The 26,424-nt window shown below is 71.6% G+C and carries 24 protein-coding genes and 1 pseudogene; 14 read left to right on the top strand and 11 right to left on the bottom strand.

What is annotated here, in order from left to right; all coding sequences use genetic code 11:
• Positions 1-43: 43 nt before the first annotated feature.
• The 6 genes from ACFYZ3_RS27705 to ACFYZ3_RS27680 form a co-directional block, all read right to left on the bottom strand.
• A complete protein-coding gene (locus ACFYZ3_RS27705; RefSeq protein ID WP_388523010.1) occupies positions 44-1,192 on the bottom strand; it encodes a glycosyltransferase family 4 protein in 1,149 nt (382 codons plus the stop codon).
• Positions 1,189-1,740: a hypothetical protein gene (locus tag ACFYZ3_RS27700; RefSeq protein ID WP_388523007.1), complete on the bottom strand. Its 552-nt coding sequence runs from the start codon at positions 1,738-1,740 to the stop codon at positions 1,189-1,191. Before ACFYZ3_RS27700 ends, ACFYZ3_RS27705 begins: the two co-directional genes overlap by 4 nt.
• A 155-nt stretch (positions 1,741-1,895) precedes the next feature.
• A complete protein-coding gene (locus tag ACFYZ3_RS27695) occupies positions 1,896-4,172 on the bottom strand; it encodes a CDP-glycerol glycerophosphotransferase family protein (protein ID WP_388523004.1) in 2,277 nt (758 codons plus the stop codon).
• A 558-nt stretch (positions 4,173-4,730) separates the two neighbouring features.
• Positions 4,731-6,872, bottom strand: a complete 2,142-nt coding sequence (locus ACFYZ3_RS27690) for an FUSC family protein (protein ID WP_388523002.1) — start codon at positions 6,870-6,872, stop codon at positions 4,731-4,733.
• Complete coding sequence (locus ACFYZ3_RS27685) at positions 6,869-7,243, bottom strand: fluoride efflux transporter FluC (RefSeq protein ID WP_388522999.1); 375 nt, start codon at positions 7,241-7,243, stop codon at positions 6,869-6,871. Before ACFYZ3_RS27685 ends, ACFYZ3_RS27690 begins: the two co-directional genes overlap by 4 nt.
• The gene (locus ACFYZ3_RS27680) at positions 7,243-7,734 is read right to left on the bottom strand and encodes a fluoride efflux transporter FluC (protein WP_388522997.1); all 492 of its coding nucleotides are present in this window, start codon (positions 7,732-7,734) and stop codon (positions 7,243-7,245) included. The genes ACFYZ3_RS27685 and ACFYZ3_RS27680 overlap by 1 nt, the downstream gene beginning before the upstream one ends.
• 109 nt (positions 7,735-7,843) lie before the next feature.
• On the opposite strand from ACFYZ3_RS27680, the gene ACFYZ3_RS27675 reads away from it, so the two are divergent.
• The 11 genes and pseudogenes from ACFYZ3_RS27675 to ACFYZ3_RS27625 all read left to right on the top strand — a co-directional run bounded on the left by ACFYZ3_RS27675 (position 7,844) and on the right by ACFYZ3_RS27625 (position 18,587).
• A complete protein-coding gene (locus ACFYZ3_RS27675; RefSeq protein ID WP_388522994.1) occupies positions 7,844-8,836 on the top strand; it encodes an urea transporter in 993 nt (330 codons plus the stop codon).
• 59 nt (positions 8,837-8,895) lie between these two features.
• Positions 8,896-9,201 carry an urease subunit gamma gene (locus tag ACFYZ3_RS27670; RefSeq protein ID WP_388522991.1) on the top strand — a complete coding sequence of 102 codons (306 nt, stop codon included), beginning with the start codon at positions 8,896-8,898 and terminating at the stop codon, positions 9,199-9,201.
• A 2-nt stretch (positions 9,202-9,203) separates the two neighbouring features.
• Positions 9,204-10,106, top strand: a complete 903-nt coding sequence (locus tag ACFYZ3_RS27665) for a sirohydrochlorin chelatase (protein ID WP_388522988.1) — start codon at positions 9,204-9,206, stop codon at positions 10,104-10,106.
• Complete coding sequence (locus ACFYZ3_RS27660) at positions 10,103-10,549, top strand: urease subunit beta (protein WP_388522985.1); 447 nt, start codon at positions 10,103-10,105, stop codon at positions 10,547-10,549. Before ACFYZ3_RS27665 ends, ACFYZ3_RS27660 begins: the two co-directional genes overlap by 4 nt.
• A 1-nt stretch (position 10,550) precedes the next feature.
• Positions 10,551-12,274, top strand: a pseudogene (gene ureC, locus ACFYZ3_RS27655) (urease subunit alpha).
• Between the two features lie 5 nt (positions 12,275-12,279).
• A complete protein-coding gene (locus ACFYZ3_RS27650; protein ID WP_388522982.1) occupies positions 12,280-13,077 on the top strand; it encodes an urease accessory protein UreF in 798 nt (265 codons plus the stop codon).
• A gap of 76 nt (positions 13,078-13,153) precedes the next feature.
• Positions 13,154-13,774 (top strand): urease accessory protein UreG, encoded by a 621-nt coding sequence (gene ureG / locus ACFYZ3_RS27645; protein ID WP_388522980.1) that lies wholly within the window; start codon positions 13,154-13,156, stop codon positions 13,772-13,774.
• A 1-nt stretch (position 13,775) separates the two neighbouring features.
• The gene (locus ACFYZ3_RS27640; RefSeq protein ID WP_388522977.1) at positions 13,776-14,717 is read left to right on the top strand and encodes an urease accessory protein UreD; all 942 of its coding nucleotides are present in this window, start codon (positions 13,776-13,778) and stop codon (positions 14,715-14,717) included.
• A gap of 27 nt (positions 14,718-14,744) precedes the next feature.
• Positions 14,745-16,091 carry an ammonium transporter gene (locus ACFYZ3_RS27635; RefSeq protein WP_388522975.1) on the top strand — a complete coding sequence of 449 codons (1,347 nt, stop codon included), beginning with the start codon at positions 14,745-14,747 and terminating at the stop codon, positions 16,089-16,091.
• A 234-nt stretch (positions 16,092-16,325) separates the two neighbouring features.
• The gene (locus ACFYZ3_RS27630; protein ID WP_388522972.1) at positions 16,326-17,495 is read left to right on the top strand and encodes a 4-hydroxybenzoate 3-monooxygenase; all 1,170 of its coding nucleotides are present in this window, start codon (positions 16,326-16,328) and stop codon (positions 17,493-17,495) included.
• A 168-nt stretch (positions 17,496-17,663) separates the two neighbouring features.
• Complete coding sequence (locus ACFYZ3_RS27625; RefSeq protein ID WP_388522969.1) at positions 17,664-18,587, top strand: Bax inhibitor-1/YccA family protein; 924 nt, start codon at positions 17,664-17,666, stop codon at positions 18,585-18,587.
• Between the two features lie 73 nt (positions 18,588-18,660).
• Here ACFYZ3_RS27625 and ACFYZ3_RS27620 read toward each other — a convergent pair whose 3' ends face one another.
• Entirely contained in the window at positions 18,661-18,891 is a 231-nt protein-coding gene (locus tag ACFYZ3_RS27620; RefSeq protein ID WP_030189937.1) for a DUF4287 domain-containing protein, read from the bottom strand.
• Positions 18,892-18,994: 103 nt separating this feature from the next.
• Between ACFYZ3_RS27620 and ACFYZ3_RS27615 the strand changes: the two genes are divergently transcribed.
• Entirely contained in the window at positions 18,995-19,306 is a 312-nt protein-coding gene (locus ACFYZ3_RS27615; RefSeq protein WP_388522966.1) for a hypothetical protein, read from the top strand.
• A 60-nt stretch (positions 19,307-19,366) separates the two neighbouring features.
• Here ACFYZ3_RS27615 and ACFYZ3_RS27610 read toward each other — a convergent pair whose 3' ends face one another.
• The 3 genes from ACFYZ3_RS27610 to ACFYZ3_RS27600 form a co-directional block, all read right to left on the bottom strand.
• Positions 19,367-20,176, bottom strand: a complete 810-nt coding sequence (locus ACFYZ3_RS27610) for a hypothetical protein (RefSeq protein WP_388522963.1) — start codon at positions 20,174-20,176, stop codon at positions 19,367-19,369.
• Positions 20,177-20,470: 294 nt separating this feature from the next.
• Positions 20,471-21,691: an acetyl-CoA C-acetyltransferase gene (locus ACFYZ3_RS27605; RefSeq protein ID WP_388522960.1), complete on the bottom strand. Its 1,221-nt coding sequence runs from the start codon at positions 21,689-21,691 to the stop codon at positions 20,471-20,473.
• 265 nt (positions 21,692-21,956) lie between these two features.
• On the bottom strand, positions 21,957-22,988 hold the full coding sequence (locus ACFYZ3_RS27600) for an SGNH/GDSL hydrolase family protein (protein ID WP_388522957.1): 1,032 nt from the start codon (positions 22,986-22,988) through the stop codon (positions 21,957-21,959).
• A 167-nt stretch (positions 22,989-23,155) separates the two neighbouring features.
• Between ACFYZ3_RS27600 and ACFYZ3_RS27595 the strand changes: the two genes are divergently transcribed.
• Positions 23,156-24,541, top strand: a complete 1,386-nt coding sequence (locus ACFYZ3_RS27595) for a cystathionine beta-synthase (protein WP_388522954.1) — start codon at positions 23,156-23,158, stop codon at positions 24,539-24,541.
• Positions 24,542-24,914: 373 nt separating this feature from the next.
• On the opposite strand, the gene ACFYZ3_RS27590 is transcribed toward ACFYZ3_RS27595, so the two are convergent.
• Positions 24,915-25,352 carry a hypothetical protein gene (locus tag ACFYZ3_RS27590; protein WP_388522951.1) on the bottom strand — a complete coding sequence of 146 codons (438 nt, stop codon included), beginning with the start codon at positions 25,350-25,352 and terminating at the stop codon, positions 24,915-24,917.
• A gap of 154 nt (positions 25,353-25,506) precedes the next feature.
• Between ACFYZ3_RS27590 and ACFYZ3_RS27585 the strand changes: the two genes are divergently transcribed.
• Positions 25,507-26,376 (top strand): MurR/RpiR family transcriptional regulator, encoded by an 870-nt coding sequence (locus tag ACFYZ3_RS27585; protein WP_388522948.1) that lies wholly within the window; start codon positions 25,507-25,509, stop codon positions 26,374-26,376.
• The last annotated feature ends 48 nt before the right edge of the window (positions 26,377-26,424 follow it).

Below are 26,424 nucleotides of genomic sequence, written 5' to 3'. Positions count from 1 at the left end.
GGCCGCCGGCCGCCGGGGCGGCGGCCGGCGGCCTCGCTCGGTACTACTTTGCCGTCGTCAGGACCTCGTAGAGGTCTTCCCAGGACTTCGTGACGACGTCGGGTCCGTATGCGGCCGCCTTCTGCAGGGCCGCCCGGGAGAACTCGCGGCGCAGCTGCTCGTCCTCGATGAGACGGGTGATGCCCGCGGCCAGCGCCGCCACGTCGAGCTCGGGGACGAGCAGGCCGTCCACGCCGTCCGCGACGAGTTCGCGCGGGCCGACCGGACAGTTGAAGCTGACCACGGGGAGACCGACGTTCATGGCCTCCAGCAGCACCATGCCGAAGCCCTCGGACTTGGAGCTCATCGCGAAGATGGAGCCCTTCGCGAGCTCCTCGTCGAGCGTGCGCGTCGGACCCATGAGGAAGACGTGGTTGTACAGGTGCCTGGTCCGGACGGCCTTGCGCAGGGCCTCCATCTCGGGGCCGTCGCCGTGGACGCGCAGGGTCCAGTCCGGGTGGGTTTCCACGACCTGGCCGAACGCCGCGATCAGCTTGTCGATGCCCTTGTTGCCGTCGAGCCGGCCGGCGCTGACGACCTGGGGCCTTGAGAGGTCGCTGCGTGGCACGTCCAGGGAGTGCAGCGCGTTCGGGATGCGCTCGACGCGGACCTGGGGGAACGCCTCGGCGTACGCGGCACGGTCCGCCTCGGTGAGGCAGACGAGCGCGTCCATCTTCACGTAGGCGGCGTCGATGGCCTCGCGCCACTCGCCCTTGTGCGTGGACAGACCCGCGTGCTCCTGGACGACCCGGACCAGCGCCGGGTCCGTGTACTCGGCGACGATCAGGTTGATCGTGGGCCGGGTGCCGATCACGATCCGGTCCTCCAGGCCCCGGAGAAAGCGGATCATCGCGCCGATACGGCGGCGGCTGTCGGCGTTCTTGGAGATGCCCGCCGGGAACCGCTCGTGCCAGGAGGTGTCCTCGGGGCCCTCGTACCGGTCCCAGTCCACGTACGAGCCGGACCGGTTGTCCACGAGCGCGGTCACCTTCACCCGCGGGTCCAGCGGGAAGGGCGGCTCCTCGTGGTAGCGCAGCATGGTCGCGATCTCGACCTCGTGGCCGCGCTCGACCATGGCGTTGGCCTGGTTGAACACGGTACGGACGGTGCCGCCGACGCCGAACGCGTTGTAGATCAGGTACGTGAGCTTCATGTGGCGCTCCGGTTGGCGTCGTCGCGTCGGGCGCAGCGTATGGAGAGGTCGTCGCCGTCGGTGTAGTACGGCAGTACGGCGACACCCGAGCTGTACTGCTCAGGGAACTTGACGATCTGCTTCTTGCCCGGCATGTCGTCGAGGTGGCGGCCGACCCGAAGGGTCACCTTCTTGCCGCCGCGTGTCGCGAGCACGTGCAGGTCCCAGTGCTCGCGGGGCAGCGCGTCCCAGACGGCCAGGTCGCGGACGGACACGGCCGTCTCGAAGCGCGCGCCGTCGTTGACGACGGGGAAGAACAGCTGACGCGGTGTGGGCGCCGAGGTACGGGTCACCGTACGCACGAACCGGCCCTTGAGCCGCTCGGCGCCGGACAGGACGGGAAGCTCGGGCCGTTCGCGAGAGGTGAGGCGCAGCGTCCACGACTTGTCCACGGGGACGTCGTCCGACACCCCGCCGGTGACGATCGTCCCCAGAATGCGAATACGGCCGTCGCGCGGCCAGACCCGTCTGATCTCGGCGTGCGGCCGTTCCCCGGCACTGGCTTGCATGGCCACCTTCTCTTCTGTTCCCGTCAATGGCCCACCCCCTGGGGAGGCGGAGAGGTCAGGCAAAGCAGCGGAGCCAAGACAGCCGGCGTCGACGTCTCGACACCGAGCGTCGGCACGCCACTGAGGAACGCGCCGACGCTCCGACCGGGAGGAGGCTAGGCGGCGGCCCTGGGGCCGACCACGGGTGACTTCATGACGTCCGCCTCGGCGGCCTCGGCGGCCTCCGGCGAGGGGGCCGGCGTCCGCTCGTCCAACGGCAGGACCGGGGGCCTGTCCGCCGACTCACCCAGCATGATCTGCCGTATGACCCGCTCGGCCGCCCGGCCGTCGTCGTACTCGCAGAACTTGCGGCGGAAGGTGTCGCGCAGGGTGTCCGACTGCTCGTTGCGCCAAGCGCCGCTGACGAAGATCTCGTGCAGTTCGTTCTGGGTGCGAGCGACGTGCCCGGGCGGCTCCTCCGTGACGTCGAAGTACACACCGCGGGAGATCTTGTACGCGTCCCAGTCGTTGGCGTAGATCACGATCGGCCGGTCGAGGTTGGCGTAGTCGAACATGATCGACGAGTAGTCCGCCAGCAGCACGTCCGCGGCGAGCTGCAGCTCCTCCGAGGAGGTGTGGGAGGTGACGTCGATGACCCGGGCCGAGTCCTGCAACGCTCGCAGTTCCGCGGTCTGTTCGTAGAAGTGGTGGCCCCGCATCAGCACCACGAACTCGTCACCGAGGGCTTCGGCGAGACGGGCGACGTCGAGCTGGGGGACGTAGCTCTTGGTGTAGTCCCGGTGGGTCGGCGCGTAGAGCACGGCGGTCTTCCCCCGCGGAATGCCGAGCCCTTCCCGAATGCGACGGACGTCGGCGGCAGTCGACGTGTAGAAGACGTCATTGCGCGGGTAGCCGCTCTCCAGTGGTGCGAAGGAGCACGGAAAGGCCCGCTCCCAGATCTCCGAGGAGAACCGGTTGGAGGAGATGCAGTAGTCCCAGCGGTCCGAGCGTTCCAGGAGTTTCCTGAAGTTCGTGCCCTTGGCGGCGACCGGGTGCGGCAGCAGGTGGATGCCCATGGTCTTGAGCGGCGTGCCGTGCTGCGTCTGCACATGGACGGTGCCGGGCCGCTTGACGAAGCGGTCCTCGAAGTTGACGTTGTTGAAGAAGTACTTGGCGCGCGCCATGATCTCCCAGTACCTGGCGGTCCCCGGGATCACGTAATCGGTGCCGGGCGGGAGCTTCTTCACCTCGTCCTGCTTGGCGACGACCACGCCCTTGATGTGCGGGGCTATCTCCTTGGCCTTGGCGTGCAAAGCAGCGGGGTTGCACACGTAACCGCGACCCCAGTAGGACGAGTAGACGGCCAGATTCTGGTCGACGGGCTGCTTGAGTGCGGCTTCGTAAAGGCGGTCCATCCGCTTGACGGCCGCCTTCTTCCGGGTCGCGCGCACCGTCTTGCGGACTTTGCGCCGGCCGTTGTTGGCCACCTTCAGAGTCTGGTAGACCGGGTAGGCGCCGCGGGCGATGAGTGCGTGCCGTATGCCCGTGTGTCCCTCGGGCCGCACGTAGCCGGTCGGCACATAGCGCCGATAGTGGCGATGTGCTTGTGCGAAGAATTCGGCACGCAGCTCTTCGGGCACTCGGTTGCTCTTCGCCAGAATGGCGATGAAGTGGTCGATCATCTTGGTGAAGAGCTGGGCCCGCCACTCACCGAGGGACGGGTCGCTGTCGATGAAGGCGAAGACCCGCTCGTACTGGTCGAAGATGTCGAAGTGCTTGCGGCTGACGGTGCGAAGGATGTTGCCCTGGCGGCGCTGGCGGTAGTGGACGACCACGTGGTCGAGGGCGGCGATCCGGTCGGCCGCCATCAGGACCGGGAAGGTCCAGGGAGTGTCCTCGTAGTACCCCGGGGGGAATTCGAAGCCGCGCTGCTCGATGAACTCACGCCGGTAGACCTTGTTCCACACCACCATGATCAGGGTGAGGAACTCCGGTCTCTGCTTTGCGGTGAAGACCTCCGGCCCCTGCGTCTTGAAGACGGACGCCAGGCTGTTGCGCGTCTCCCCGCCCCACCAGAATGTGCGCGCGTAGTCGAAGATCAGAACGTCCGGGTCGGCGGTCTGATCCAGCCGGTCCGCAATGAGCTGAAGCGAGCCGGGCGTAAGCGTGTCGTCGCTGTCGAGGAAGAAGAGATAGTCGCCGCGCGCCATCTCCATGCCGGCGTTCCGCGCCCGGCCCAGGCCCACGTTCTCGGGCAGGTGCAGTGCCCGCACCCTCTCGTCGGCCTTGGCGTATTCGTCGACGATCTCTCCGCAGCGGTCGGGCGAGCGATCGTTGACGGCGATTACCTCGATGTCACGGAAGGACTGGTCGAGGATGGAGTCGAGACACTCCTGCAAGAAGGGCTGAACTTGGTAAATCGGCACAATCACGCTGATACGCGGCTTCGACACGCCCTGCTCTTCCAATCCTTCGACCGCACCGGTTCGCTGTCCGGGTTCGGGTTCGGGTCCTGAGTCCTTCGTCATCCTGGGGGCCTGGAGGGCAGGCGCGTGGTTGACAGATGAGGCAGGATACACTGATGAACAGTTCATATGTTAGGCGCATGACCTGACGCTCCGTTCGGCGATCCTGCGGCCTGTGACGTGAATCATGACTTCACGGTCGACGGTGATGTGACGTAGTCGGTGATCATGCGCCTGCGCCTCCTTTCGGAACGTGAAAGCCCGGCCTTCGGCTTCTGCCGATGAGTGGCGGGAATGCGTCGTTTCCGGCCAACGGCCCTCTTGATGGCATCGGTTCCCCGACGGCCGCATGCGTCTTGGCCTCAACGTGTGCCACAGGCCACCCGATTGACCCGGAACGGCTGTGCGCGACAGCGGGTGTCGTGTCGCTCGTGTTCCCACGGGAACACTCCGGCCGGGCTTGGCGAGCACACTCGGGAGGATCCGCGCAGTTCTGCGGGAATCCGGAGACTCCACGGTGTCGCCGCAGGTCAGAGGGGGCGGCGGCTAGGGTTCAAGTCCGGCATCGGGGCCGGCCAGCGCGCTCGTCAGGTCGGCCAGTCTCCGGTGGAGCTCGGGATGGTGCGCGGACTCCGGAGCCCGCGGTGGCCCGGACAGGGACCGTCGGAGGGCCAGTGAGCCGGGCAGACCCGCGTGGGCCGCACCGGTCAGTGCCTCCACGTGGCGCCCGACCAGGACCGCTGCGTCGGGATCCGGCGCCGGCAGGCGGCCGAGCACACTCCAGGACAGCAGGCGTCGTACCGCCAGGACGGTCGGCCACAGCCGGTCCGCCGTGCCGCTCGTACGGATCTCCTCGGTGGGCACGGCGGCGTGCATGTCCCACAGTTCCGTCATCCGCTGCCAGGCCGTCCCCTCGCAGGCGACCCGCACCGCCCCCGTCCGCAGCCGCTCCTGCACGGCGGCCCCCGTCCCGGCCACGGCGTTCGCCACCGCCGCGCACACCCGTCGCCGGGGCACACCGCCCAGCAGCAGCGCGGCGGCCACGCCGAGCACCAGTCCGAGGGTCAGGTCGAGGAGCCGGAAGGCGGCGAGCCGGCCCAGGCCGGCCGGGACGGCGGCGGCGACCAGCAGCAGGGCGACCGGGGTGTTCAGCAGGGTGCGCGTGAGGAGGGCGTCGGGCGGCAGGCCCCGTGAGAGCGCGTGCGCGACGGTGGCGACGGCCACCGTCACCCAGGTGCCCGGCTGGCAGGAGTGGAAGACGAGGGCCGTGAGCGCCACCCCGCTCACGGTTCCGACGAACCGGGCCCGCGCGCGCCGGGCGGGCTGCTGGCCGGGCCCTCCCTGGAGGGCGGCGGCCGCGCCCACGGCCACCCACGCCGGGTGCAGGAGCGGCAGCACGGCGCCCAGCACGGTGCCCACCGCGACGGCGAGCCCGACCCGGAGGGCGACCGGGAGACCGGGGGAGGACCGGGACAGCAGGCGGCGCAGTTCCGCGAGCAGGCTCTTGCGGGGTGGCAACGGCACCGGCCACAGCCTGTGGGCGGTTGCCAGGAGGTCCCGAGCGGTGGCCGGGCCGCCGGGGCAGGGTCCCGGCACGCCGCCCGCCGCGATCCTTCCGCCCGCGGCCCGCAGCCACGCGATCCGTGCGGGCGACACCGGCTCCCCGTCCCGTTCCGCCGCGTTCTGCACCGTGTCGAGCAGGGTCTCGAGCCCGGTCATCAGGGCGTACAGGGTCATCCGCCGGGGCGCGGGCTCCGGTGCGCTCACTTCGCCGTGCCCTTCGCGGGCGTCGTTCAACGCCGCCCACGCCCGGTGCACGGCCGCGTAGGCGTCCCGCCCGGCGCCGGAGCCAACACCCCGCGGACCCGGCACACCGGCCCCGGGCGCGGCTCCGGCTCCGGCCGCGGTTTCGGCTCCGGCCCCGGCCCCGGGTGCGGTTTCGGCTCTGGTCCCGGGTGCGGCTCCGGCCTCGGCTTCGGCTCCGGCCCCGGGTGCGGCTCCGGTTTCGGTCCCGGGTGCGGTTCCGGTTCCGGTTCCGGTTCCGGTTTCGGTTTCGGTTTCGGTCCAGGGTGCGGCCTCGGGCTCGGTCCCGGCCTTGGGGCCTCCCCGGGCGCCGGTCCGTGCCTCCGCGAAGGCCGCCACCGACCGGAAGGCGGCCGACACCTCCCGCTCCTCGGGTCCGTACGGGCGGGACAGCCGGCCCGACATGCCCGCCAGCCAGGACACGGCCGCCCCGAGGGCCAGGCAGCCGGCCCGGACCGCGGTTTCCGAGGGCGGGGCCGGTGGCAGGAAGGCCGCCATGGCGGCGACGAGGACGACGAAGTAGCTGCCCGGTCCGCTCAGCCGCAGCGTGCGCACCACGAGGGTGGCCGCGACGGAGACCACGGAGAGCACCCCCACCATGGCCCACACCTCTCCGGCAGCGGCGGAGCCCGCGGCGAAGGCCACGAGGAAAGCCGCCGAGAGGATCACGAGCAGGGGTCCCCGCCGGGGGTAGGGGTCGCGGGCGCCGTAGGCGTCCACGTAGCAGCCCATCGCGGCGAAGATCCCGTAGTGGATCCCGCCGACCGCCGTGACCGTGCCGAGGGAGAACCCGAAGGCGAGCAGCGAGCGCGCGGCGCGCCCCCGGTCGAACCGCGGCCGTGCCGCCCGCCACCGGTGCGCCGTCCGGGTGGCGGCCCCGCTCACCACAGGGCCTGGGCGACCGCCATGCCCGCGAACGACAGCCCCAGACCGACGGCGACCGTCACGCACACATAGCCGGCGGCCCCGATCAGCCGGCGGGCGCTCGCCATGGAGTGGACCTCGTTGGAGAACGTCGACCAGGTGGACAGCGCGCCGCAGAAGCCGGTGGACAGCAGTGCCTGGCCGGACTCGCCGAGCGCTCCCTCGGTACCCGCCTGGACGAGGAAGCCCAGCAGCAGGGCCGCGGCCATGTTGGCGAGGAACGTGCCCCAGTGGAAGGCGGACCGCAGGTGCTCCCGCGTCGCCGTACCGATCAGATGGCGGACGGGGGCTCCGACCGCTCCGCCCGCCAGGACCAGCAGCCACTCACCCATCAGGAACCGCTGCCCTCTCCGGTCCGCGCACCCCGGGGCCGCCCCAGGAGCAGGCGTGCCACGACCACGCCCAGGACCACCGCCAACAGGGCCCCCGCCACGGTCACCAGGAGGTTGGCCACGGCGTAGCCCGGCTGGCCGTTCTCGAACAGCCGGCGGGTGTCGTCCGTGTAGGACGAGAAGGTCGTGAAGCCGCCGAGGACACCCGTGCCGAGGAAGGGGTTCAGCAGGCGCGGGGCGCCGGTGAACCGCTCCTTGAGCGCGACGGTCAGCACGCCCATCAGGAAACAGCCCACCACGTTGATCAACAGGGTCGTCACCGGGAAGGCGGCCTCACCCGTCCGCCACAGCAGCGCGGCGTCGCTGCCGTTGCGCCACAGGCGGGAGGCCCCGTAGCGCAGCAGGGCGCCTCCCGCACCGCCCACCGCCACCACCGCGACCACGGGCATCCGTGGCCCGGCCGTGGAGTCCGGGTGCGAATGAAGGTGCATATCGCCACACTAGCTGGCGATCGATCATGCGGCCGCGCATGCACGGACGACAGCTCCCCGCCCCTCGATGGCCCGTTGCGGGCCTCAAGTCCTGCGCGAAGGAGCCCGCGTGGCCTCGCAATCGTCCGAACCCGGCCCCGGGGCGCCGCCACCGCCGAGGACGGCCGCGCACACGTGGAAGGGGACCGCGCTCGGCGCGCTGCGCGGCGTGGGACAGGTGGACTTCCAGGCGAGCGTGTGGTGTTCGCTCGTCATTCTCGTCGCCCTCTGGGTGGCGGGCTGGGAGATCGGCCTGTTCGCCACGATCGGAGCGGTGGTCTCCACGCTGACGGCGCGGCTGCTGGCGGTCTCGCACGACTCCCTGACCCAGGGGCTGATGACCTACTGCGGTGTGCTGGGCGGCATCGCCATGGTGGTGTATCTCGGCCACCACCCCTCGACCTACGTGATGGCCGTGTGCGCGGCCGTGACGTGCACGCTCATCACCGCGGCCCTCGGCAACCTGCTGCGCCCCTTCGGCCTGAAGGCGTTCACCGGGCCGTTCTGCCTGGTCTCCCTGGTGATGGTGCTCGGCGCCCCCTCGTTCGAGCGGGTCTGGCACGGGACGCCCGAGTCCGCCGTCACCCCGGCCACCCCGAAGAGCCCCTACGTCGGCTGGACGGACCTGTGGCAGGGCTTCTTCTCCAACGTCTCCCAGATCTTCTTCGTCGAGACCTGGTACGTCGGCCTGATCATGCTGGCCGGCCTCTTCCTGGCCGGGTGGAAGGTGGGGCTGTACGCCGTGCTGGGCAGCGTCGTCGGGATCCTCACCGCGTGGGCGCTCGGCGCCCCGGCCGTACTGATCGGCGAGGGGATCTACGGCTACAACGCGGTCCTGACGAGCCTCGCGTTCGGCGTCGTCCTGCTGCGTCCCACCGGCTGGAACCTCGCCTACACGGTGCTGGCCGCCGCCGCCACCACCGCCCTGACGGCCTCCCTCTCGGTGCTGTTCGAGTCCTTCGACAGCCACACCTTCACCTGGCCGTTCAACATCGCCACCTGGGCCCTGCTGGCGGCCGTGCCCGTCCTGTCCCGCATCACCCTGCGCGCCGACGACTCCTGAGACCCCCGGCCCGCCCGCGACCGCGTCACGCCCCCCGCGTCACCGAGGAAGGCAGTCCCATGAACCTGGCCCCCCGAGAGATCGACAAGCTGCTGGTGTACGTCGTGGCCGACCTGGCCCGCAAACGCCGCGAGCGCGGCCTGAAACTCAACTACAGCGAGTCGGTGGCGCTCATCACCGAGGCCATCCTGGAAGCCGCCCGGGACGGCAAGACCGTCGCCGACTGCATGGAACTGGGCCGGCACGTGATCGGCGAGCAGCAGACCATGCCGGGCGTGCGGGAGATGCTGCCGCTGCTCCAGGTCGAGGCCACCTTCGACGACGGCAACAAGCTCGTCTCCTGCCACGACCCGGTCGGCGGCTGACCGTGCGCCGCGGCACGGTGGTCGCGGTCTGCGGCCACGAGAGCGACGGCGGACACGCCCTGCGGGACCTCGTGGATCCCCGCGTCTCCTGCGTGTCCGGCGGGCGTGAGCTGTTGGGCCGCGTCCGCGCGTCGCGCTCCCGGGGCGAGGACGTCTGCGCGGTGCCGATGACGCTGGGCCGCGACCCGGAGCTGGTCGCCGACGCCGCCCGCACCCTGCTGGGCCTGACCCCCGAGGAGCGCGCGGGGACCGTGCTGGCCGAGCCGTTCGGGACCGCGGAGCACCTGGTCGGCTGGCTCAGAGCGGCGGCCACGCGGGTGCCGCGGGACCGGGCGCTGCTGGTCACCGCGCCCTCCGGCGACCCGTTCGCCGACGCGGACCTGTTCCGCATCGCGCGCCTGGTGCGGCAGTACGGCCGGCACCACACGGTCGAGGTGGCCCTCGTCGGCGGCGACCCGGACCCGGCCGAGGGCGTACGGCGCTGCCGGGCCCTGGGCGCGGAGCGTGTCGTGATGCTCGCGGCCGCCTGGGTGACGCCTGGCGTGCCGGCCCCCGCACACTGCGAGACCGGCGGGCCGCTCCTGGCGGCGTCCGCGACGGCGGGCGTGCTCGACGCGCGCGTCCGCGACGCCTGGCACCGGCGCGACCGGCACGGCGACGACGGCCTGCACCGCGCCCTCACCGCGACCCACGGCCACGGGCACTCCCACAGCCACGGTCCGGACGGTCACGACCACGGGCACGGTCCGGACGGTCACGGCCACGGGCACGGTCCCGGAGACGGCGGTTCCGCCCGCCAAGCGGCCGGTGCTCCGGCCGCCGTACCCGCCGCCCCGGCTCCGGTCCCCGCCCACGGCGTCCCATCCGACCCCCACGTCCTCCCATCCAGCAGGAGCCTTCGATGAAACTCCCTCCGCGATACCAGTACGGCGACGACCCGATCGAGATCAACGCCGGCCGGCGGACCCTCAAGGTCACGGTCAGCAACACCGGCGACCGGGCCGTCCAGGTCGGTTCGGACTACCACTTCTTCGAGGCGAACTCCGCCCTCGAGTTCGACCGCGACGCCACGCTCGGCATGCACCTGAACATCGCAGCCGGCACGTCCGTCCGCTTCGAGCCCGGCGGCACCCGCGAGGTCGAACTGTGCGCCTACGCCGGCACCGGCCGCCTCACCGGTTTCAGCGGCCTCCTCAACGGCAGCGTCAAATCGCACCCCGCCAGGGTCGAGGCCGTGAGCCGGGCGCTGCAGCGCGGGTTCCGGGGGACGGGCGGCACCGGTGGCACGCAGAAGGCGGAGCCGGGCAAGGGCGGCGCCAAGAAGTCCAAGAAGAAGGGATCCAACTGACATGCCGACCCTGACCCGCAAGCAGTACGCCGACCTGTTCGGCCCCACGGTGGGCGACCGGTTCCGGCTGGCCGACACCAACCTCGTGGTGGAGGTCGAGAAGGACGTCCGCGAGGGGTCGTACGGCGACGAGGTGGTCTACGGCGGCGGCAAGACCTGCGCGACGGCATGGCCTCGGATCCGCAGGCCACCGCCGCGCAGGGGGCCCTCGACCTGGTCATCACCAACGTGGTGGTCATGGACCCGGTGATCGGCGTGGTCAAGTGCGACATCGGCGTCAAGGACGGGTTCATCGCGGGGATCGGCAAGTCCGGCAACCCGCAGACCCAGGACGCCGTCGACCCCCGGCTCGTGGTCGGCACCGGCACCGAGGTGATCGCCGGCGAGCACCTGATCGCCACCGCCGGGGCGCTGGACTCGCACGTGCACTTCATCTCGCCCCAGCAGTGCGAGCAGGCGCTCAGCAACGGCATCACCACCCTCTTCGGCGGTGGCACCGGGCCGACGGACGGGACCAACGGCACCACCTGCACCCCCGGCCCCTACAACATCGCCCGCATCCTGGAGGCGGCCGAGGATCTGCCGGTCAACATCGGCATCATGGGCAAGGGCAACGGCAGCCTCCCCGCGGCGCTGGACGAGCAGATCGAGGCGGGCGCCGCCGCGCTCAAGGTCCACGAGGACTGGGGCTCCACCCCCGCCGTCATCGACAACGCGCTGGCCGTCGCGGACCGGCACGACGTGCAGGTCGCCATCCACACCAACACCCTCAACGAGGGCGGCTTCTTCGAGGACACCCGGTCCGCGATCGACGGACGGACGATCCACACCTTCCACAGCGAGGGCGCCGGCGGCGGCCACGCCCCCGACATCCTTCGGGTCACCGGCGAGCCCAACGTGCTGCCGTCGTCGACCAACCCGACGCTGCCGTACACCAAGAACTCCGTGGACGAGCTGCTGGACATGGTGATGGTGTGCCACCACCTCAGCCACGACATCCCCGAGGACGTGGCGTTCGCCGACAGCCGGGTGCGGGCGGAGACCATCGCGGCCGAAACGGTCCTGCACGACCGGGGCATCATCAGCATGATCTCGTCCGACTCGCAGGCCATGGGCCGCGTCGGCGAGTCCGTCACCCGGGCCTTCCAGATCGCGCACGTGTGCAAGGAGGCCTTCGGCCCGCTGCCCGAGGACTCCGCGCGCAACGACAACCAGCGCGTGCTGCGCTACCTCGCCAAGGCCACCATCAACCCGGCCATCGCCAGCGGGGTGGCCGACTACGTGGGGACGCTGGAGGCGGGCAAGCTCGCGGACATCGTGCTCTGGCCCATGCACTCCTTCGGCGCCAAGCCCAAGATGGTCATCAAGGGCGGCATCGTCTCCTGGGCGCAGATGGGCGACCCGAACGCCTCGCTGCCGACCCCCCAGCCCGTGTACTACCGGCCGTCCTTCGGCCAGTTCGGGCGCGCCATGCAGTCGACGCACGTCACCTTCATGTCCCAGGCCGGTATCGCGGCCGGGGTGCCGGAGAAGCTCGGCCTCCAGCGCAGGGTCCTGCCGGTGCTCAAGACCCGCACGATCGGCAAGCACAACATGGTCCGCAACGACGTGCTGCCGGACATCGAGGTGGACCCGGAGACGTACAAGGTCACGGTCGACGGCGAGGTCGCGACCATCGAACCGGCCCAGAAACTCCCCCTCAACCAGCTCTTCTTCCTCGCCTGAGCCCGATGTACCGCGACGAGAGGACCACGACGGCCGAGGTGGCCGAGGACGACGGGCCGGGCGACGACGGGCCGGGCGACGACGGGACGGGCGACGCGGACGCGGCCGCTCCCGGCCTCGGCCTGGACCACCTCCTCGTCGGCCTGCAACTGACCGATTCGGCGTTTCCCAGCGGCTTCTACACCCTGTCCCACGGCCTGGAGGGCTTCGTGCAGCAGGGGGCGGTCGACCACGACTCCCTGGCCGCGCTGCTGCACGACGTGCTCCGGCACGGCGTCGGACCGGCCGACGCCACCGCGCTCGCCCTGGCGCACGGGGCCGCCACGGCCGAGGACTGGGATGCGGTGGCCGCGACGGACCGCCGCCTGTACGCCACGAAGCTGGGCCGCGAGATGCGGCAGGCGGCGACGCGGACCGGACGTCAGTTGCTGGACCTCGCGGCCGAGGTCTTCGGCGCCCCGGGCGTCGCCCATTACCACCGCGTGGTGACGGAGCGCCGGGCACCGGGCACCCAGGCCGTCGCCGCGGGCGTCGTGTACGCGGCGACCGGGGTGCCCGTCCGGCAGGCCGTCGCCGCCGACCTGTTCGCGTTCTGCGCCAGCTTCGCCGGGGCGGCGCTGCGGCTGCGGCTGACCGACCACCGGCTGGCCCAGGGCCTGCTGCGGCAGGCCGCCCCGGTGATCGAGGAGACCACCCGGGCGGCGGTGGACCGCGGGATCGAGGACCTCGGTGCGACCACGTACGCGGTGGACGTCATGTCGGCCCGTCACGAGCGGGCCCCGGCACGGCTGTTCGCGAGCTGACCACCCGACCCGTCCGCCGGCCGCGAGGGCCGGCGGGCACGACCAGGAGTACCCGACCAGGAGAAGAGGAAGGCAAGTGCGGGACAACGTGCTGCGCGTGGGAATCGGCGGACCCGTCGGATCGGGCAAGACCGCCCTCATCGAGGCCCTCGTGCCGATTCTGATCGAACGGGGTCATCGGCCCGCCGTGATCACCAACGACATCTACACCCAGGAGGACGCCCAGCACATCCGCCGCGCGCTCGACGGGGTGCTGGAGGGCGACCGGGTGGTGGGCGTCGAGACGGGCGCCTGCCCGCACACCGCCGTGCGCGACGACCCGACGATGAACCTGGCCGCGGGCGCGGAGATGCTGGAACGCTTCCCCGACACCGACGTCCTGCTCTACGAGAGCGGCGGCGACAACCTGACCCTCACCTTCAGCCCCGCCCTGGTCGACGTGTTCGTCTTCGTCCTGGACACCGCCGAGGGCGAGAAGATGCCGCGCAAGCGGGGACCGGGCATCACCGACTCCGACCTGCTCGTCATCAACAAGATCGACATCGCCCAGTACGTGCGGACCGACCTCGGCGTCATGGAGTCCGACGCCCACACCGTGCGCGGTGAGGGTCCCGTGGTGCTCACCGACTGCCTCACCGGGAAGGGTGTCGAGGAGGTCCTCGCCTTCCTCGAGTCCCGGCGCGAGGTCCTGATCTGACATGCCGGCCGTCCGCGACCGGCTCGCGCCGGAGTACTACGAGCCCAGCCGTCTCCCCCCGGAGCTGTCGGCGCTCTCCGCCGTGCCCGAGACCCTGGGGCCGGGCTCGCCCGCCAAGGTCGGCATCCTCGACCTCGGCTTCGCCCGACGTGGCGAGCGCACCGAGCTGGTGGAGCGGTACCAGAAGACGCCGCTGGAGATCATGCGCCCGCTCTACGTCGATCCGGCGCTGCCCGGCATGGCGTGCACCTACCTGATGGCCACGGGCGGCGGCATCGCCCAGGCCGACCGCTACCGCCAGGACCTGAGGTGCGGTCCGGGAACCCAGACGCTGTTCACCACGCAGGCGGCCACGAAGGTCTACCGGATGGAGCAGGACTACGCGACCCAGCTCGTGCGGCTGAGCGCGGACGAGGGCGCCTACGTCGAGTACCTGCCCGATCCGCTCATCCCCTTCCGGGGGGCGCGTTTCCACCAGGACGTGGTGCTCACCGTCGACGAGGACGCCACGGTCGTCTACGGGGAGGCCGTCACCGCCGGCCGGCTCGCCCGCGGCGAGCGGCACGCGTACACCGTCCTCACCGGCGACCTGGAGATCCGCCGACCCGACGGCACCCTGCTGGCGGTGGACACGCTGCGGCTCACCCCGGAGCGGACGGGCGGAGTGGACGGCCCGGGCGTCTTCGCCGGGCACGACCACGTCGCCTCGCTGTTCGTGGTGAGCGGCAGGCGTCCCGCCGCCGAGATCGCCGACGCCCTGCACGCGTCCCTGGAGGGACGTGAGGTCCTGCACGGGGCGAGTGTCCTCCCGGACGACTGCGGGGCCTGGGTGCGGATCCTCGGCCACGAGGAACCCCGGGTCACCGAGGCCGTCCGGGCCGCGTGGGACGCCGTACGCCGGCTGCTCACCGGCCATCCCGCACCCGACCTGCGTAAACCGTAGCCCCCTCTCTCCCAGGAGACCCCGCCCGTGATCACCGCGCCCGCCCCCATGCCCCCCGCCTACGACTCGGGCGACACCGCCTGGATGCTGGCCGCGGCGGCCATGGTGCTGCTGATGACCCCCGCCCTCGCCTTCTTCTACGGCGGCATGGTCCGCACCAAGCACATCCTGGTCATGCTCAAGATGAGCTTCGCCTCGCTGTGCTTCGTCACCATCCTCTGGTTCATCGTCGGGTACTCGCTCGCCTTCGGCCCCGACGTCGGAGGCGTCGGGCTCATCGGCAACCTCGACCACGCCTTCCTGCGCGGCATCGAGCCGAACACCCTGACCGGGTCCATCCCGACGTACGTGTACGCCACCTTCCAGATGGGCTTCGCCATCGTCACGGTGGCGCTGATCAGCGGCTCGATCGCCGGCCGGGCCACGATGCGGGGCTGGCTGGTCTTCTCGGCGCTGTGGCTGCTGATCGTGTACGTGCCGATCGCGCACTGGGTCTTCGACACCGAGCACGGCTGGATCACCAAGCACCTGGGCGCGCTGGACTTCGCCGGGGGCCTGCCGGTGGAGCTGAACTCCGGCATCGCGGGGCTGGCCGCCGCGCTGGTCATCAGAGGACCGGCGGACTTCCGGCGCAAGGAGCCGACGCCCAACAACATCCCCCTGGTCATGATCGGCGTCGCGCTGCTCTGGTTCGGCTGGCTGGCCTTCAACGCGGGGTCGGCCGTCCGCGACACCGGCACCGCCGCCACGGCCTTCATCAACACCCAGCTCGGCGCGGCCGGTGCGATGGTCACCTGGCCACTGGTCGAGTACTGGCGCACCCGCCGGGTCACCATGATGGGCGTGGGCTCGGCGGCCGTGGCCGGCATGGTGGCCATCACCCCCGCCTGCGGGGAGATCGACCCCGGCGGCGCGCTGGTGACCGGACTCGTCGCGGGCTTCGTCTGCGCGTTCGCCGTCACCCTCAAGTACCGGCTGAACGTGGACGACACCCTGGACGTGGTCGGCGTGCACGGCGCGGGCGGCCTGGTCGGACTGCTCATGGTCGGCTTCTTCGCCACCTCCACGGTCAGCGGCAAGGAAGGCGTCTTCTACGGGGGCGGCGGCTCCCTGCTCTGGAAGCAGATCGTCGCCATCCTCGCCGTGGCCGCCTTCTCCTTCGTCCTGACCTGGCTCCTCGCCAAGGCCGTGGACGTCGTCGTCGGCTTCGGGGAGAAGGAGACGTACGCCGCCGTACCGGGACAGGACGAGGAGCGGGCCTACGACTTCCGCACCGCCGAGCGCCTGGACGCCCTCGCGGGCGCCGGCCGGGGCACCGACCGGGAGACGCTGGAAGAGATCCGGCGACTGCTGCGGGAACACCGGGAGGGCTGAGGCACCCCGGGCGCGGACCGGGGCGGCCCGGGAGGGGATCTCCGGGAGGATGTCCGGTTCGCCCGTTGACAGTGGTGCGCGGGAGGCCGAGACTCGGCGTCAGATGATGGTGAAGGAATTTTCACCACACGAACAGTCGTCGCGGACAACTGCTGCGGACAACTGCTGCGAACAACCGCCGCGAACAACGGGTGATTCGAGCAAGGCAACGACGCCGATCGAAGGGAACGACCGATGCGCACCACCGTCGGCATCATCGGGGCAGGCCCCGCCGGGCTCCTGCTCGCCCGGCTGCTGCACAACGCCGGGATCGACTCGGTCGTCCTGGAGAGCCGCGACCGTGCCTACGTCGAGCGCAGGCAGCGCGCCGGGATCCTGGAGCAGGGCACGGTGGACGTGCTGCGCGGGGCCGGGGCCGGGGAGCGGATGGACCGGGTGGGGCTGCGCCACGACGGCATCGAGCTGCGGTTCGCCCGCCGCCGCCACCGCGTCGACTTCCCCGCGCTCACCGGCGGCAGGTCCGTCATGGTCTACGCCCAGACCGAGGTCTGCAAGGACCTCATCGCGCTCCAGCTCAAGGAGGGCGGCCCGCTGCTGTTCGAGGCGGAGGCGCTGGCGGTGGAAGGCGCCGGGACGGACCGGCCGCGCGTCCGCTTCCGCCACCAGGGCGCCGATGACGTCCTGGAGTGCGACTACGTCGTCGGCTGCGACGGCTACTGGGGGGTGGCCCGGGCGGCCGTGCCGGACGGGCGGACCTTCGAGCGGACGTACCCCTTCGGCTGGCTCGGCATCCTGGCCGACGTCGCCCCCTCGCACGACGAGCTGGTCTACGCCCGACACGACCGCGGCTTCGCCCTGCTGTCCATGCGCTCCCCGTCCGTCTCCCGCCTCTACCTCCAGGTCCCCGCGGACACGGACGCCGACAGCTGGAGCGACGAGCAGATCTGGGACGAGCTGGAGCGCCGCTTCGAGACCGACGACGACTGGAGCCTGCGGCGGGGCCCCATCACCCAGAAGTCGGTCACGCCGATGCGCTCCTACGTCCACGAGCCCATGCGGCACGGCCGCCTCTTCCTGGCCGGCGACGCCGCGCACATCGTGCCGCCCACCGGAGCCAAGGGCCTCAACCTCGCCGTCGGCGACGTGGTCACCTTCGCGCGGGCGCTGGCCCACCGCACCGCGACCGGCTCCGACGAACTGCTCGACGCCTACTCCGCGACCTGCCTGCGCCGCGTCTGGCAGGCCGAGCGGTTCTCGTACGACATGACGACACTGCTGCACACCGCTCCGGACGCCACGCCCTTCGAGGACCGGCTCCAGCTGGCCCGCCTCGACCGGATCACGTCCTCCCGCGCCGCCGAGACCGACCTCGCCGAGGCCTACACCGGGTTCCCGATCGGGTGAGCGGGGCCGGACAGCCCGGGCGCCCCCGGCCGTGAGGGGAATCACTGATCGGCGTAGCGTGTTGAGTCGCAAGGCGAGGGAAAGATCCTCCCCAAGCAGTAGGGTCATTCCTTTGCCGTTCTATTACTCTTGAGCCAAGGCTGCGCCGTGTGGCCATGGAGGAGTGAAATGAGGAGCAGAAACCCGGTCTTCTCGCGACGGGGGTTCAGCCGCGACAACGGCTACGCGGGCTTCAACGCCGCGCCGCAGGCCGGGGGACCCGCCGTCGCCACGCAGGCCAACCCGTACGCGCAGGGCACTCAGGGCAACCCGTACGCCCAGCCGTCCGCCGGCAACCCGTACGCGCAGAACCCGTACGCCCAGCCGGACCAGCAGTTCGGCGCGCCGCCGCAGGCGCCCGCCACCACCGGCCGGATGACGATGGACGACGTCGTCATCCGTACGGCCAGCACGCTCGGCGTGCTCGTGGTGACGGCCGCGCTCGCGTGGGCGCTGCTGCCGGTGGACGACGCAAACATCAGCCGCTCGTACGGCATCGGCATCGGCGCCGCGCTGATCGGCATGGTCCTGGCGCTCGTCCAGTCCTTCAAGCGCAAGCCCACGCCGGCGCTGATCCTTTCCTACGCGGCGTTCGAGGGTGTCTTCCTCGGCGTCGTCTCCAGCGTCGTCGACAACCGCATCGCGGACGGCGCGGCCATGCAGGCCGTGATCGGCACGATGGCGGTCTTCGCCGGTGTGCTGATCGCCTACAAGGCGGGCTGGATCCGCGTCAACCGACGCTTCTACGGCTTCGTCATGGCGGCCGCGCTCGGCTTCGTCTTCCTGATGATGGTGAACCTGCTGTTCGCCGTCTTCGGCGGCGGCGACGGCCTCGGCTTCCGCAGCGGCGCGCTCGGTGTCGTCTTCGGCATCGTCGGCATCATCCTCGGTGCCTGCTTCCTGGCCCTCGACTTCAAGCAGGTCGAGGACGGGCTCGCCTACGGCGCCCCGCGCGAGGAGGCCTGGTTCGCCGCCTTCGGCCTCACGCTGACGCTGGTCTGGATCTACCTGGAGTTCCTGCGCCTGATCGCGATCCTGAACAGCAACGACTAGTAGCACCCAGCAGGTGAAGGGCCCCGGGCTTCGTGCCCGGGGCCCTTCGTCGTCGTGGGGTCGGCGCGTTCGCTCACAGCAGCTTGCGCGCGGCCCTTCTCAGGTCGTACTCGTGGACGATCGCCTTCGCGTGGCCGTACGCGAGGTTGTGTTCGTGGCGCAGCCAGCTGACCTTCTCCTCGAAGCGGAAGAGGGCGGGGCCGTCCTCGACGGCGCGCAGCCAGTCGGAGATCTCACGGCCGGTGCACTGGGGGATACGGGCGAGCAGATTGCGATGGGTCTCCTCGGAGAAGACTTGGGACATCGGCGCCTCCGGGCGAAAGGGGATGTGAGCCGGTCCTTCACGTCACCGTGCCTGAGCGTTCGCCCGTTGGCAACAGTCCCGGACGGCCGCGTACGCTCGCGCCGTGGTTGATACGACGCCTTTGACCCGTGCCGTGGACGACTTCGCCGACCGCCTGCGGGCCGCCCCGCAGAGCAGGCTGCAACGCGGCGCCGCCGCCGAGGCGCTCGGCCTGGCCAGGGAGTTGGCCCGGCGCGCCCAGCTCGCGGAGGAGCCCGGGGCCGAGCCCCGGGAGATGCCGGACGCGGGCATGTTCGCCGCCGCCGACCAGATCGCCGTCGCCGCACACGACTTGGCCCTCGTCCTGGAGAACGAGGGCCAGGTGGAAGAAGCGGCGGCGCTGGTCGAGGAGGCCCGCAAGCGGGCCGGGGTCTGACGCGACCGGCGGGGCTGATGCAAACCGGCGGGGCTGGCGTGACTGGCGCGGCCGGGGTGACTACAGGGACGCGATGACGCGGTCCGCCAGGATGTACACGTTCTCCTCGCCGCACGCGAAGGTCAGCGTGTAGGCGCCGGAGATGCCGGAGCCGCCGAGGAGGTACGGCGTCTGGCCCGCGCCCACCGCGGCGGCCAGGCGCTCCGCGGTCTCGCGGTGGCCCGGGGTCATGCACAGGGTGGTGCCGTCGGCGAAGACGTACACGTCGAGGGTGCCCAGCGGACCCGGACGGACGTCGGCCAGCGCGACGCTCGACTCGGCCAGCCCCTCCAGGGTCGCCACGGTGCGGTCGTGGTCGTTCACGGCCGGGGACGGGTTCGGCACGAAGTCCGGGTGCGAGGGGTGCCGGCGGCGGGCGGCGGCCAGCTCGGCGGACTCCCTGGGACCGGCGTGACCCGCGTCCTGCGCGGTCGGCTCGTCGGTGTCCGCGGCCGGCTCGGTCACGGACTCCAGGCCCACGAGGTCGGCCTGGCGGGGCAGGAACAGCTCACTGTCGGACAGACCCAGCAGCAGGGGCGCGTCGGACGCGTCCCGGGTCTCCTGGGCGGCCCAGAAGGCCCGCGCCTCGGCGAGCTCCCGCTCGCGCTCCTCGGCGAGCGCCTCCGCGACGGCGGCGCGTATCTCCTCGGCGTCGGCGGTGGTGCGGGCGGCGGGCACCCGGCCCCGCGTGGCGGTGGCCCGGCTCTCGGCCAGCTCGGCGCGCAAGGCGGTCACCTGGCGGCGCAGCACCAGGATGCTGCGCAGGACGGCGACGCCCACGGCGCCGGTGGCGGCCGTGGTGAGCAGCAGGGCGATCGGCATGGCGCTCACTGACGTACTCCCGGTTCAAAGTCGACCCCCGACTTCCTACATCAGCTTGAAGGGAGGACTAACCGTCTGTCAGTGCGTAACGTCACGAAACGGACAGGACTTTGGGCCCGCGAGGTAGGGGTGAGGGTGGTCTGACCTGCGTAAATCCATGGGGCAGGAGAGGTAGGTCACATCCTGGGGGAGTTTGGGTCACAAAACGGCCCAGAACCCTGGGGTGAACGGGGTTCCGGGCCGAGTTGTCACGCTGGGTCCGTGAGGCGCTACTGACGGTCCCTCAGTGGCCTTCGGCAGGGGTCAGCTCAGGCGCTCGATCACCATGGCCATGCCCTGGCCGCCGCCGACGCACATGGTCTCCAGGCCGAACTGCTTGTCGTGCGTCTGGAGGGAGTTGATCAGGGTGCCGGTGATGCGGGCGCCGGTCATGCCGAAGGGGTGGCCGACGGCGATCGCGCCACCGTTGACGTTCAGCTTCTCCAGCGGGATGCCGAGGTCGCGGTAGGAGGGGATGACCTGCGCGGCGAACGCCTCGTTGATCTCGACCAGGTCGATGTCGCCGACGCCCAGCCCGGCCCGGGCCAGGGCCTGCTTGCTGGCCTCGACCGGGCCCAGGCCCATGATCTCGGGGGAGAGGCCGGAGACGCCGGTGGAGACGATGCGGGCCAGCGGGGTCAGGCCCAGCTCGCGGGCCTTGGTGTCGCTCATGATGACGAGGGCGGCGGCGCCGTCGTTGAGCGGGCAGCAGTTGCCGGCGGTGACCAGGCCGTCGGGGCGGAAGACCGGCTTGAGGCCCTGGACGCCCTCCAGGGTGACGCCGGCGCGAGGACCGTCGTCCTTGCTGACGACCGTGCCGTCGGGCAGGGTCACCGGGGTGATCTCGCGCTCCCAGAAGCCGTTCTTGATGGCTTCCTCGGCGAGGTTCTGGGACCGGACGCCGAACTCGTCCATGTCCTGCCGGGTGATGCCCTTGGCGCGGGCGAGGTTCTCCGCGGTCTGGCCCATCGCGATGTACGGGTCGGGGACGAGGCCGTCCTCGCGCGGGTCGTGCCAGGTGGTGCCCTCCTGCTGGGCGACCTCGGCGGTGCGGGCCTCGGCCTCGGCGAAGAGCGGGTTGCGGGTGTCCGGGAGGCTGTCGGAGTTGCCCTTGGCGAAGCGGGAGACCATCTCGACGCCGGCCGAGATGAAGACGTCGCCCTCACCGGCCTTGATGGCGTGCAGGGCCATGCGGGAGGTCTGCAGGGAGGAGGAGCAGTACCGGGTGATCGTGCAGCCCGGCAGGTGGTCCATGCCCATCTCGACGGCGACGATCCGGCCGAGGTTGTTGCCCTGCTCGCCGCCGGGCAGACCGCAGCCGAGCATCAGGTCGTCGATGTCCCTCGGGTCCAGCTCGGGGACCTTCGCGAGGGCCGCCTGGATGATCGTGGCGGCCAGGTCGTCGGGGCGCAGGTCCTTCAGGGAGCCCTTGAAGGCGCGGCCGATGGGGGAACGGGCGGCAGAGACGATCACGGCTTCGGGCATCACGGCTCCAGTGGCGAGAAGATGGGCGGCTGCTGGGGAAGTTACCCGGCCGTATGGCCCGGGTCACGCGTACGACCGTGTGACATGGACCGCAACTGTCTAAGCGCTTGCTTGGCAATGCCCGTAGCTGCGGGCAGTCGTGCCTCCCCCAGTGCCTGAACGGCCTGGGAGGTACCCCCAAGCGGCACGGGTGGGCGATGGGGGTCCCCCCGCTCGAGCGAAGCCGAGAGTGGGGGAGGCACCCGGCAAGCGCCGGGCGGCGCCCTTACCCGGCCTGCCCCGACGGCGAAGGCGCCGGCTCCGCCTCCGACACCCGACGCCGCCTCCGGCGCTTGAGCAGCGCCCAGGGCCCCCGAGGCCCCGTGGGCATAGCGGCGGCGACCTCGGTACCCGCCTCCGACGCCGCCTCCGCCGCCGCACGCGCCACCGGCAGGAAGCCCTCGCGGCGCAGCGCGTCCGGGTGCTCCTCCTCGGCCGGCCAGAGGCCGAGCGCGGCGCACACCGAGGGCAGTACCGCCATCGCGGCGGTGGCGTACCCCTCGGCGGACGGGTGGTAGTTGTCGGGGCCGAAGAGCTCCCGCGGGTTCTGCGCGAACTCCGGGCCCAGCAGATCGCCCAGCGACACCGTGCGCCCGCCCTGCTCGACGGCGCCGATGGTCTGTGCCGCGGCGAGCTGCCGCGAGGCCCGCCGGGCCAGCCAGCGCAGCGGCTGCCGCACCCGCTCGATCGTGCCCAGGTCCGGACAGGTGCCGACCACCACCTCCGCACCGGCCGTGCGCAGCCGCCGTACCGCCGCGGACAGGTGCCGCACCGAGCGGGTCGCCGGCATCCGGTGGGTGACGTCGTTGGCGCCGATCATGATCACGCAGATGTCGGGCACCCGGTCCGGCTCCGCGAGCACCAGCGCCACCTGTCGGTCCAGGTCGTCCGAGCAGGCCCCCGGCTGCGCCACCGACCCCAGCCGCACCGGCCGCTCCGCCACCGCCGCGAGCCCGGACGCCAGCAGCGCGCCAGGCGTCTGCCCGGCCCGGTGCACGCCCTGCCCGGCGGCCGTGGAGTCGCCCAGCATCATCAGCCGCAGCGGTGGGTCACCGGCCGTGGGCAGGGTGCCGCCGTACAGTCCCTGCGCGTTCGGCACCCGGGTCGGTGGGCCCACGCCCACCCGGCGCCTGGCCAACTGCACCTCCGCCACCACCAGACCGACCGCCGCCGCCCCCGCCAGCCCGATACCGCCGCCGCCGTACGCCGCGCCGGCCGCGATCCGCCGGGCCACCCTCGCCCTCGACATGCTCGTCATGCGTCGCCGCCACCTCCTCCAACCCGTACACCCACTCCTTGCCCCGTACGGACGGTCGCCCAATCTCAACGCAGGGTGAACGACCGTCACGGGGCATCCGCGGGTCCGCAGGCCATAGGCTGGCCGGACCGATATCGACCCTTCATTTGCGGCATCCGGAGACCACGGTGCAATTCCACGACTCGATGATCAGCCTCGTCGGCAACACCCCGCTGGTGCGGCTCAACAGCGTGACCAAGGGGATCAGGGCGACCGTCCTGGCCAAGGTGGAGTACTTCAACCCGGGCGGCTCGGTGAAGGACCGCATCGCCCTGCGCATGATCGAGGCCGCGGAGAAGAGCGGTGAGCTGCAGCCGGGCGGCACGATCGTCGAGCCGACCAGCGGCAACACCGGCGTCGGCCTCGCCATCGTGGCCCAGCAGAAGGGCTACAAGTGCATCTTCGTCTGCCCCGACAAGGTGTCCACCGACAAGATCAACGTGCTGCGCGCGTACGGCGCCGAGGTCGTCGTCTGCCCGACCGCGGTCGACCCCGAGCACCCCGACTCCTACTACAACGTCTCCGACCGGCTGGTCCGCGAGACGCCGGGCGCCTGGAAGCCGGACCAGTACTCCAACCCGAACAACCCGCTCTCCCACTACCACTCCACGGGCCCCGAGCTGTGGGAGCAGACCGAGGGGAAGATCACCCACTTCGTGACCGGTGTCGGCACCGGCGGCACCATCTCCGGCACCGGCCGGTACCTGAAGGACGCCAGTGACGGCGCGGTCAAGGTGATCGGCGCCGACCCCGAGGGCTCCGTCTACTCCGGCGGCTCCGGGCGTCCGTACCTGGTCGAGGGCGTCGGCGAGGACTTCTGGCCGACGGCGTACGACCGCGAGGTCGCCGACGAGATCGTCGCCGTCTCCGACAAGGACTCCTTCCAGATGACCCGCCGCCTCGCCAAGGAGGAGGGCCTGCTGGTGGGCGGCTCCTGCGGCATGGCGGTCGTCGCGGCCCTCGAGGTGGCGGCGCGGCTGGGCGAGGACGACGTGGTGGTCGTCCTGCTGCCGGACAGCGGGCGCGGCTACCTCAGCAAGATCTTCAACGACGAGTGGATGGCCGACTACGGCTTCCTGGAGGACGCGGGACCCAGCGCCCGCGTCGCGGAGGTCCTGAACCACAAGGAGGGCGGCCACATCCCCTCCCTCGTCCACATGCACCCGGACGAGACCGTCGGCGAGGCCATCGAGGTGCTGCGCGAGTACGGCGTCTCGCAGATGCCGATCGTCAAGCCCGGCGCCGGTCACCCGGACGTGATGGCCGCCGAGGTCGTCGGCTCGGTGGTGGAGCGCGAGCTGCTGGACGCGCTGTTCGCCAAGCGTGCCTCGCTGGAGGACCCGCTGGAGAAGCACATGTCCGCCCCGCTGCCCCAGGTCGGCTCCGGCGAGCCGGTCGCTGACCTGATGTCGGTGCTCGGCGGCGCCGACGCGGCGATCGTCCTCGTCGAGGGCAAGCCGACCGGTGTGGTGAGCCGGCAGGACCTGCTGTCCTTCCTCGCCAAGGGCAAGTAGGGCGAGCAGCGCGAGTAGGACAAGCAGGGCGGGCGGGATCCGCGGCCCGGCTGATGATCTTCGTGGACTTCGCGGAAGTGGTACGCGCACGTCATGTGCGCGCAGCAGTCGCTTAACACGGGACCGGCAGAGTAAGGGGTGTCGGCAGGGACAGGGAGCGGCTCCCCGGTTCCGCCGGCGCCGAACGGCGTCACGGACCTTCCGGAGCGGCTCCCGGACCTCCAAGGACGCCACGGACGCGCTGCCCCGGCCGTGAGGCCCGGAACGCGCGTCCCCCGCGGGGACCGCCGTCGTCCCGCCCCCCAGTGATGGGGGTGCGGCGGTCCCCGCGCAGTCTTCCCACGCCTGTCCCGGTCCTTCCGGGCGTCGCTTCTCAGTCCTCCCAGGCGTCGCCCCGCCCGGCGCCGCGGCGGCGGTGCCCGAACAGGTCCGGGTTGGTGCGGGCGACCTGGACCACGTTGACCCCGACGATGCCCGCCCAGGCGACCAGCATCCCGGGCAGGTTCGCGACCCCGCCCCCGATCGCGGACAGCGGGATCGCGAGCACCAGCGAGACGATGCCGAAGCCGAAGCGCTCGCCGAAGGTGTCCGTGGGCCGCGGCGACCGGCTGTCCCGGGCCGCCGTCATCTGCTGCTCGGCGAGCTGCCGGCGCACCCGGCGCTCCACCGCTCCGTCGATGCGCTGGTCGACCTTCTCCAGGAACGAGTCGACCAGCGCGGACTCGTACTCCTCGCCGAGCTCCCTGCGGGTCCGCAGGGTGGCGTCGAGTTCCTTCTTCAGGTCGGCGTCGCGTGCGTCCATTCCCGTCATGAATCCCACGGTAGGCAGCCGGGGCGCCGCCGGCACTGGGGACAACCCCCGTTTCCGGCGGGGGCGGGCCGGTAGGGGTCGGCCTGCGCCGCCGCCTCGCTGTATAAAGGTATGCAGGAGTCGGGGCGCGTGAATAGGGCGAGGGGGCCACGTCATGAACGGGACCGGCGGCAGCAGCGGGACGAGCGGGACCGACAGTCCGGCCGCCCGGCTGCAGACGCTCTTCGAGGGGCACCGGCTGACGCCGACCCAGCGGCGCATCGCGCACAGCATGGTGCGCCGCGCCTCCGAGGTGCCCTTCCTGTCGAGCGTGGAGCTGGCCGAGCTGGCGGGGGTCAGCCAGCCGTCCGTGACCCGTTTCGCCGTTGCCCTCGGCTTCGACGGCTACCCGGCGCTGCGCCGCCATCTGCGCGAGGTCGCGCCCGCGGAGCCGGTCCCGGACATGGGTGCCGTCAACGAGTACCAGCAGGCCGTGGCGGCCGAGATCGAGAACCTGCGGCACCTCGCGGAGGTGCTGGCCGACCCGGGTCCGGTACGGGAGGCGGGCCGCCTGCTCGCCGGGAGCAGGCCGCTGCCGGTGCTCGGGCTGCGGGCCGCCGCCGCCCAGGCACACGGCTTCGCCTATTTCGCCGCCAAGGTCCACCCGGACGTCCGGCTCCTCGGCGAGGGCGGCACGATGCTCCACGACCGCATCGACGCCGCCGTCCGGGCCGGGGCGGGCACGCTGCTCTGCTTCGCCCTGCCCCGGCACCCGCGCGAGGTCGTCGAGGCGCTCGCCCACGCCAAGGAGGCCGGGCTCACGGTGGTGACCGTCGCCGACTCCGCCTTCGCGCCGGTCGCCAAGGTGTCCGACCTGCTGCTGCCCGCCGCCGTCGGCACCGGCCTCGCCTTCGACACCGCCTGCGCGCCGATGCTGCTCGGCCGGGTGCTCCTCGAGGCGATGTGCGACGACCTGCCGGACGCGCAGGCCCGGCTGGAGGAGTTCGACGCCAGGGCCGCGGCACGGGGGCTCTTCGTGGACTGACCCGGGAGCAGCCCGGAGCTGATCGACCCGGACGGCGGACGGGTTCTC

The sequence above is a fragment of the Streptomyces sp. NPDC001599 genome (genome assembly GCF_042893535.1).
Taxonomy (GTDB): Bacteria; Actinomycetota; Actinomycetes; order Streptomycetales; family Streptomycetaceae; genus Streptomyces.
This window is presented reverse-complemented; position numbering and strand designations above follow the sequence as displayed.

Excerpts from the sequence above, each read along its gene's own strand:
- ACFYZ3_RS27680 (WP_388522997.1), bottom strand. The coding sequence starts at position 7,734 with ATGCACCTTCATTCGCACCCGGACTCCACGGCCGGGCCACGGATGCCC.
- ACFYZ3_RS27670 (WP_388522991.1), top strand. The coding sequence starts at position 8,896 with ATGAACCTGGCCCCCCGAGAGATCGACAAGCTGCTGGTGTACGTCGTG.
- ACFYZ3_RS27600 (WP_388522957.1), bottom strand. The coding sequence starts at position 22,988 with ATGACGAGCATGTCGAGGGCGAGGGTGGCCCGGCGGATCGCGGCCGGC.
- ACFYZ3_RS27640 (WP_388522977.1), top strand. The coding sequence starts at position 13,776 with ATGCCGGCCGTCCGCGACCGGCTCGCGCCGGAGTACTACGAGCCCAGC.
- ACFYZ3_RS27605 (WP_388522960.1), bottom strand. The coding sequence starts at position 21,691 with ATGCCCGAAGCCGTGATCGTCTCTGCCGCCCGTTCCCCCATCGGCCGC.
- ACFYZ3_RS27590 (WP_388522951.1), bottom strand. The coding sequence starts at position 25,352 with ATGACGGGAATGGACGCACGCGACGCCGACCTGAAGAAGGAACTCGAC.
- ACFYZ3_RS27685 (WP_388522999.1), bottom strand. The coding sequence starts at position 7,243 with ATGGGTGAGTGGCTGCTGGTCCTGGCGGGCGGAGCGGTCGGAGCCCCC.
- ACFYZ3_RS27620 (WP_030189937.1), bottom strand. The coding sequence starts at position 18,891 with ATGTCCCAAGTCTTCTCCGAGGAGACCCATCGCAATCTGCTCGCCCGT.
- ACFYZ3_RS27700 (WP_388523007.1), bottom strand. The coding sequence starts at position 1,740 with ATGCAAGCCAGTGCCGGGGAACGGCCGCACGCCGAGATCAGACGGGTC.
- ACFYZ3_RS27625 (WP_388522969.1), top strand. The coding sequence starts at position 17,664 with ATGAGGAGCAGAAACCCGGTCTTCTCGCGACGGGGGTTCAGCCGCGAC.
- ACFYZ3_RS27585 (WP_388522948.1), top strand. The coding sequence starts at position 25,507 with ATGAACGGGACCGGCGGCAGCAGCGGGACGAGCGGGACCGACAGTCCG.
- ACFYZ3_RS27650 (WP_388522982.1), top strand. The coding sequence starts at position 12,280 with ATGTACCGCGACGAGAGGACCACGACGGCCGAGGTGGCCGAGGACGAC.
- ACFYZ3_RS27630 (WP_388522972.1), top strand. The coding sequence starts at position 16,326 with ATGCGCACCACCGTCGGCATCATCGGGGCAGGCCCCGCCGGGCTCCTG.
- ACFYZ3_RS27705 (WP_388523010.1), bottom strand. The coding sequence starts at position 1,192 with ATGAAGCTCACGTACCTGATCTACAACGCGTTCGGCGTCGGCGGCACC.
- ACFYZ3_RS27660 (WP_388522985.1), top strand. The coding sequence starts at position 10,103 with ATGAAACTCCCTCCGCGATACCAGTACGGCGACGACCCGATCGAGATC.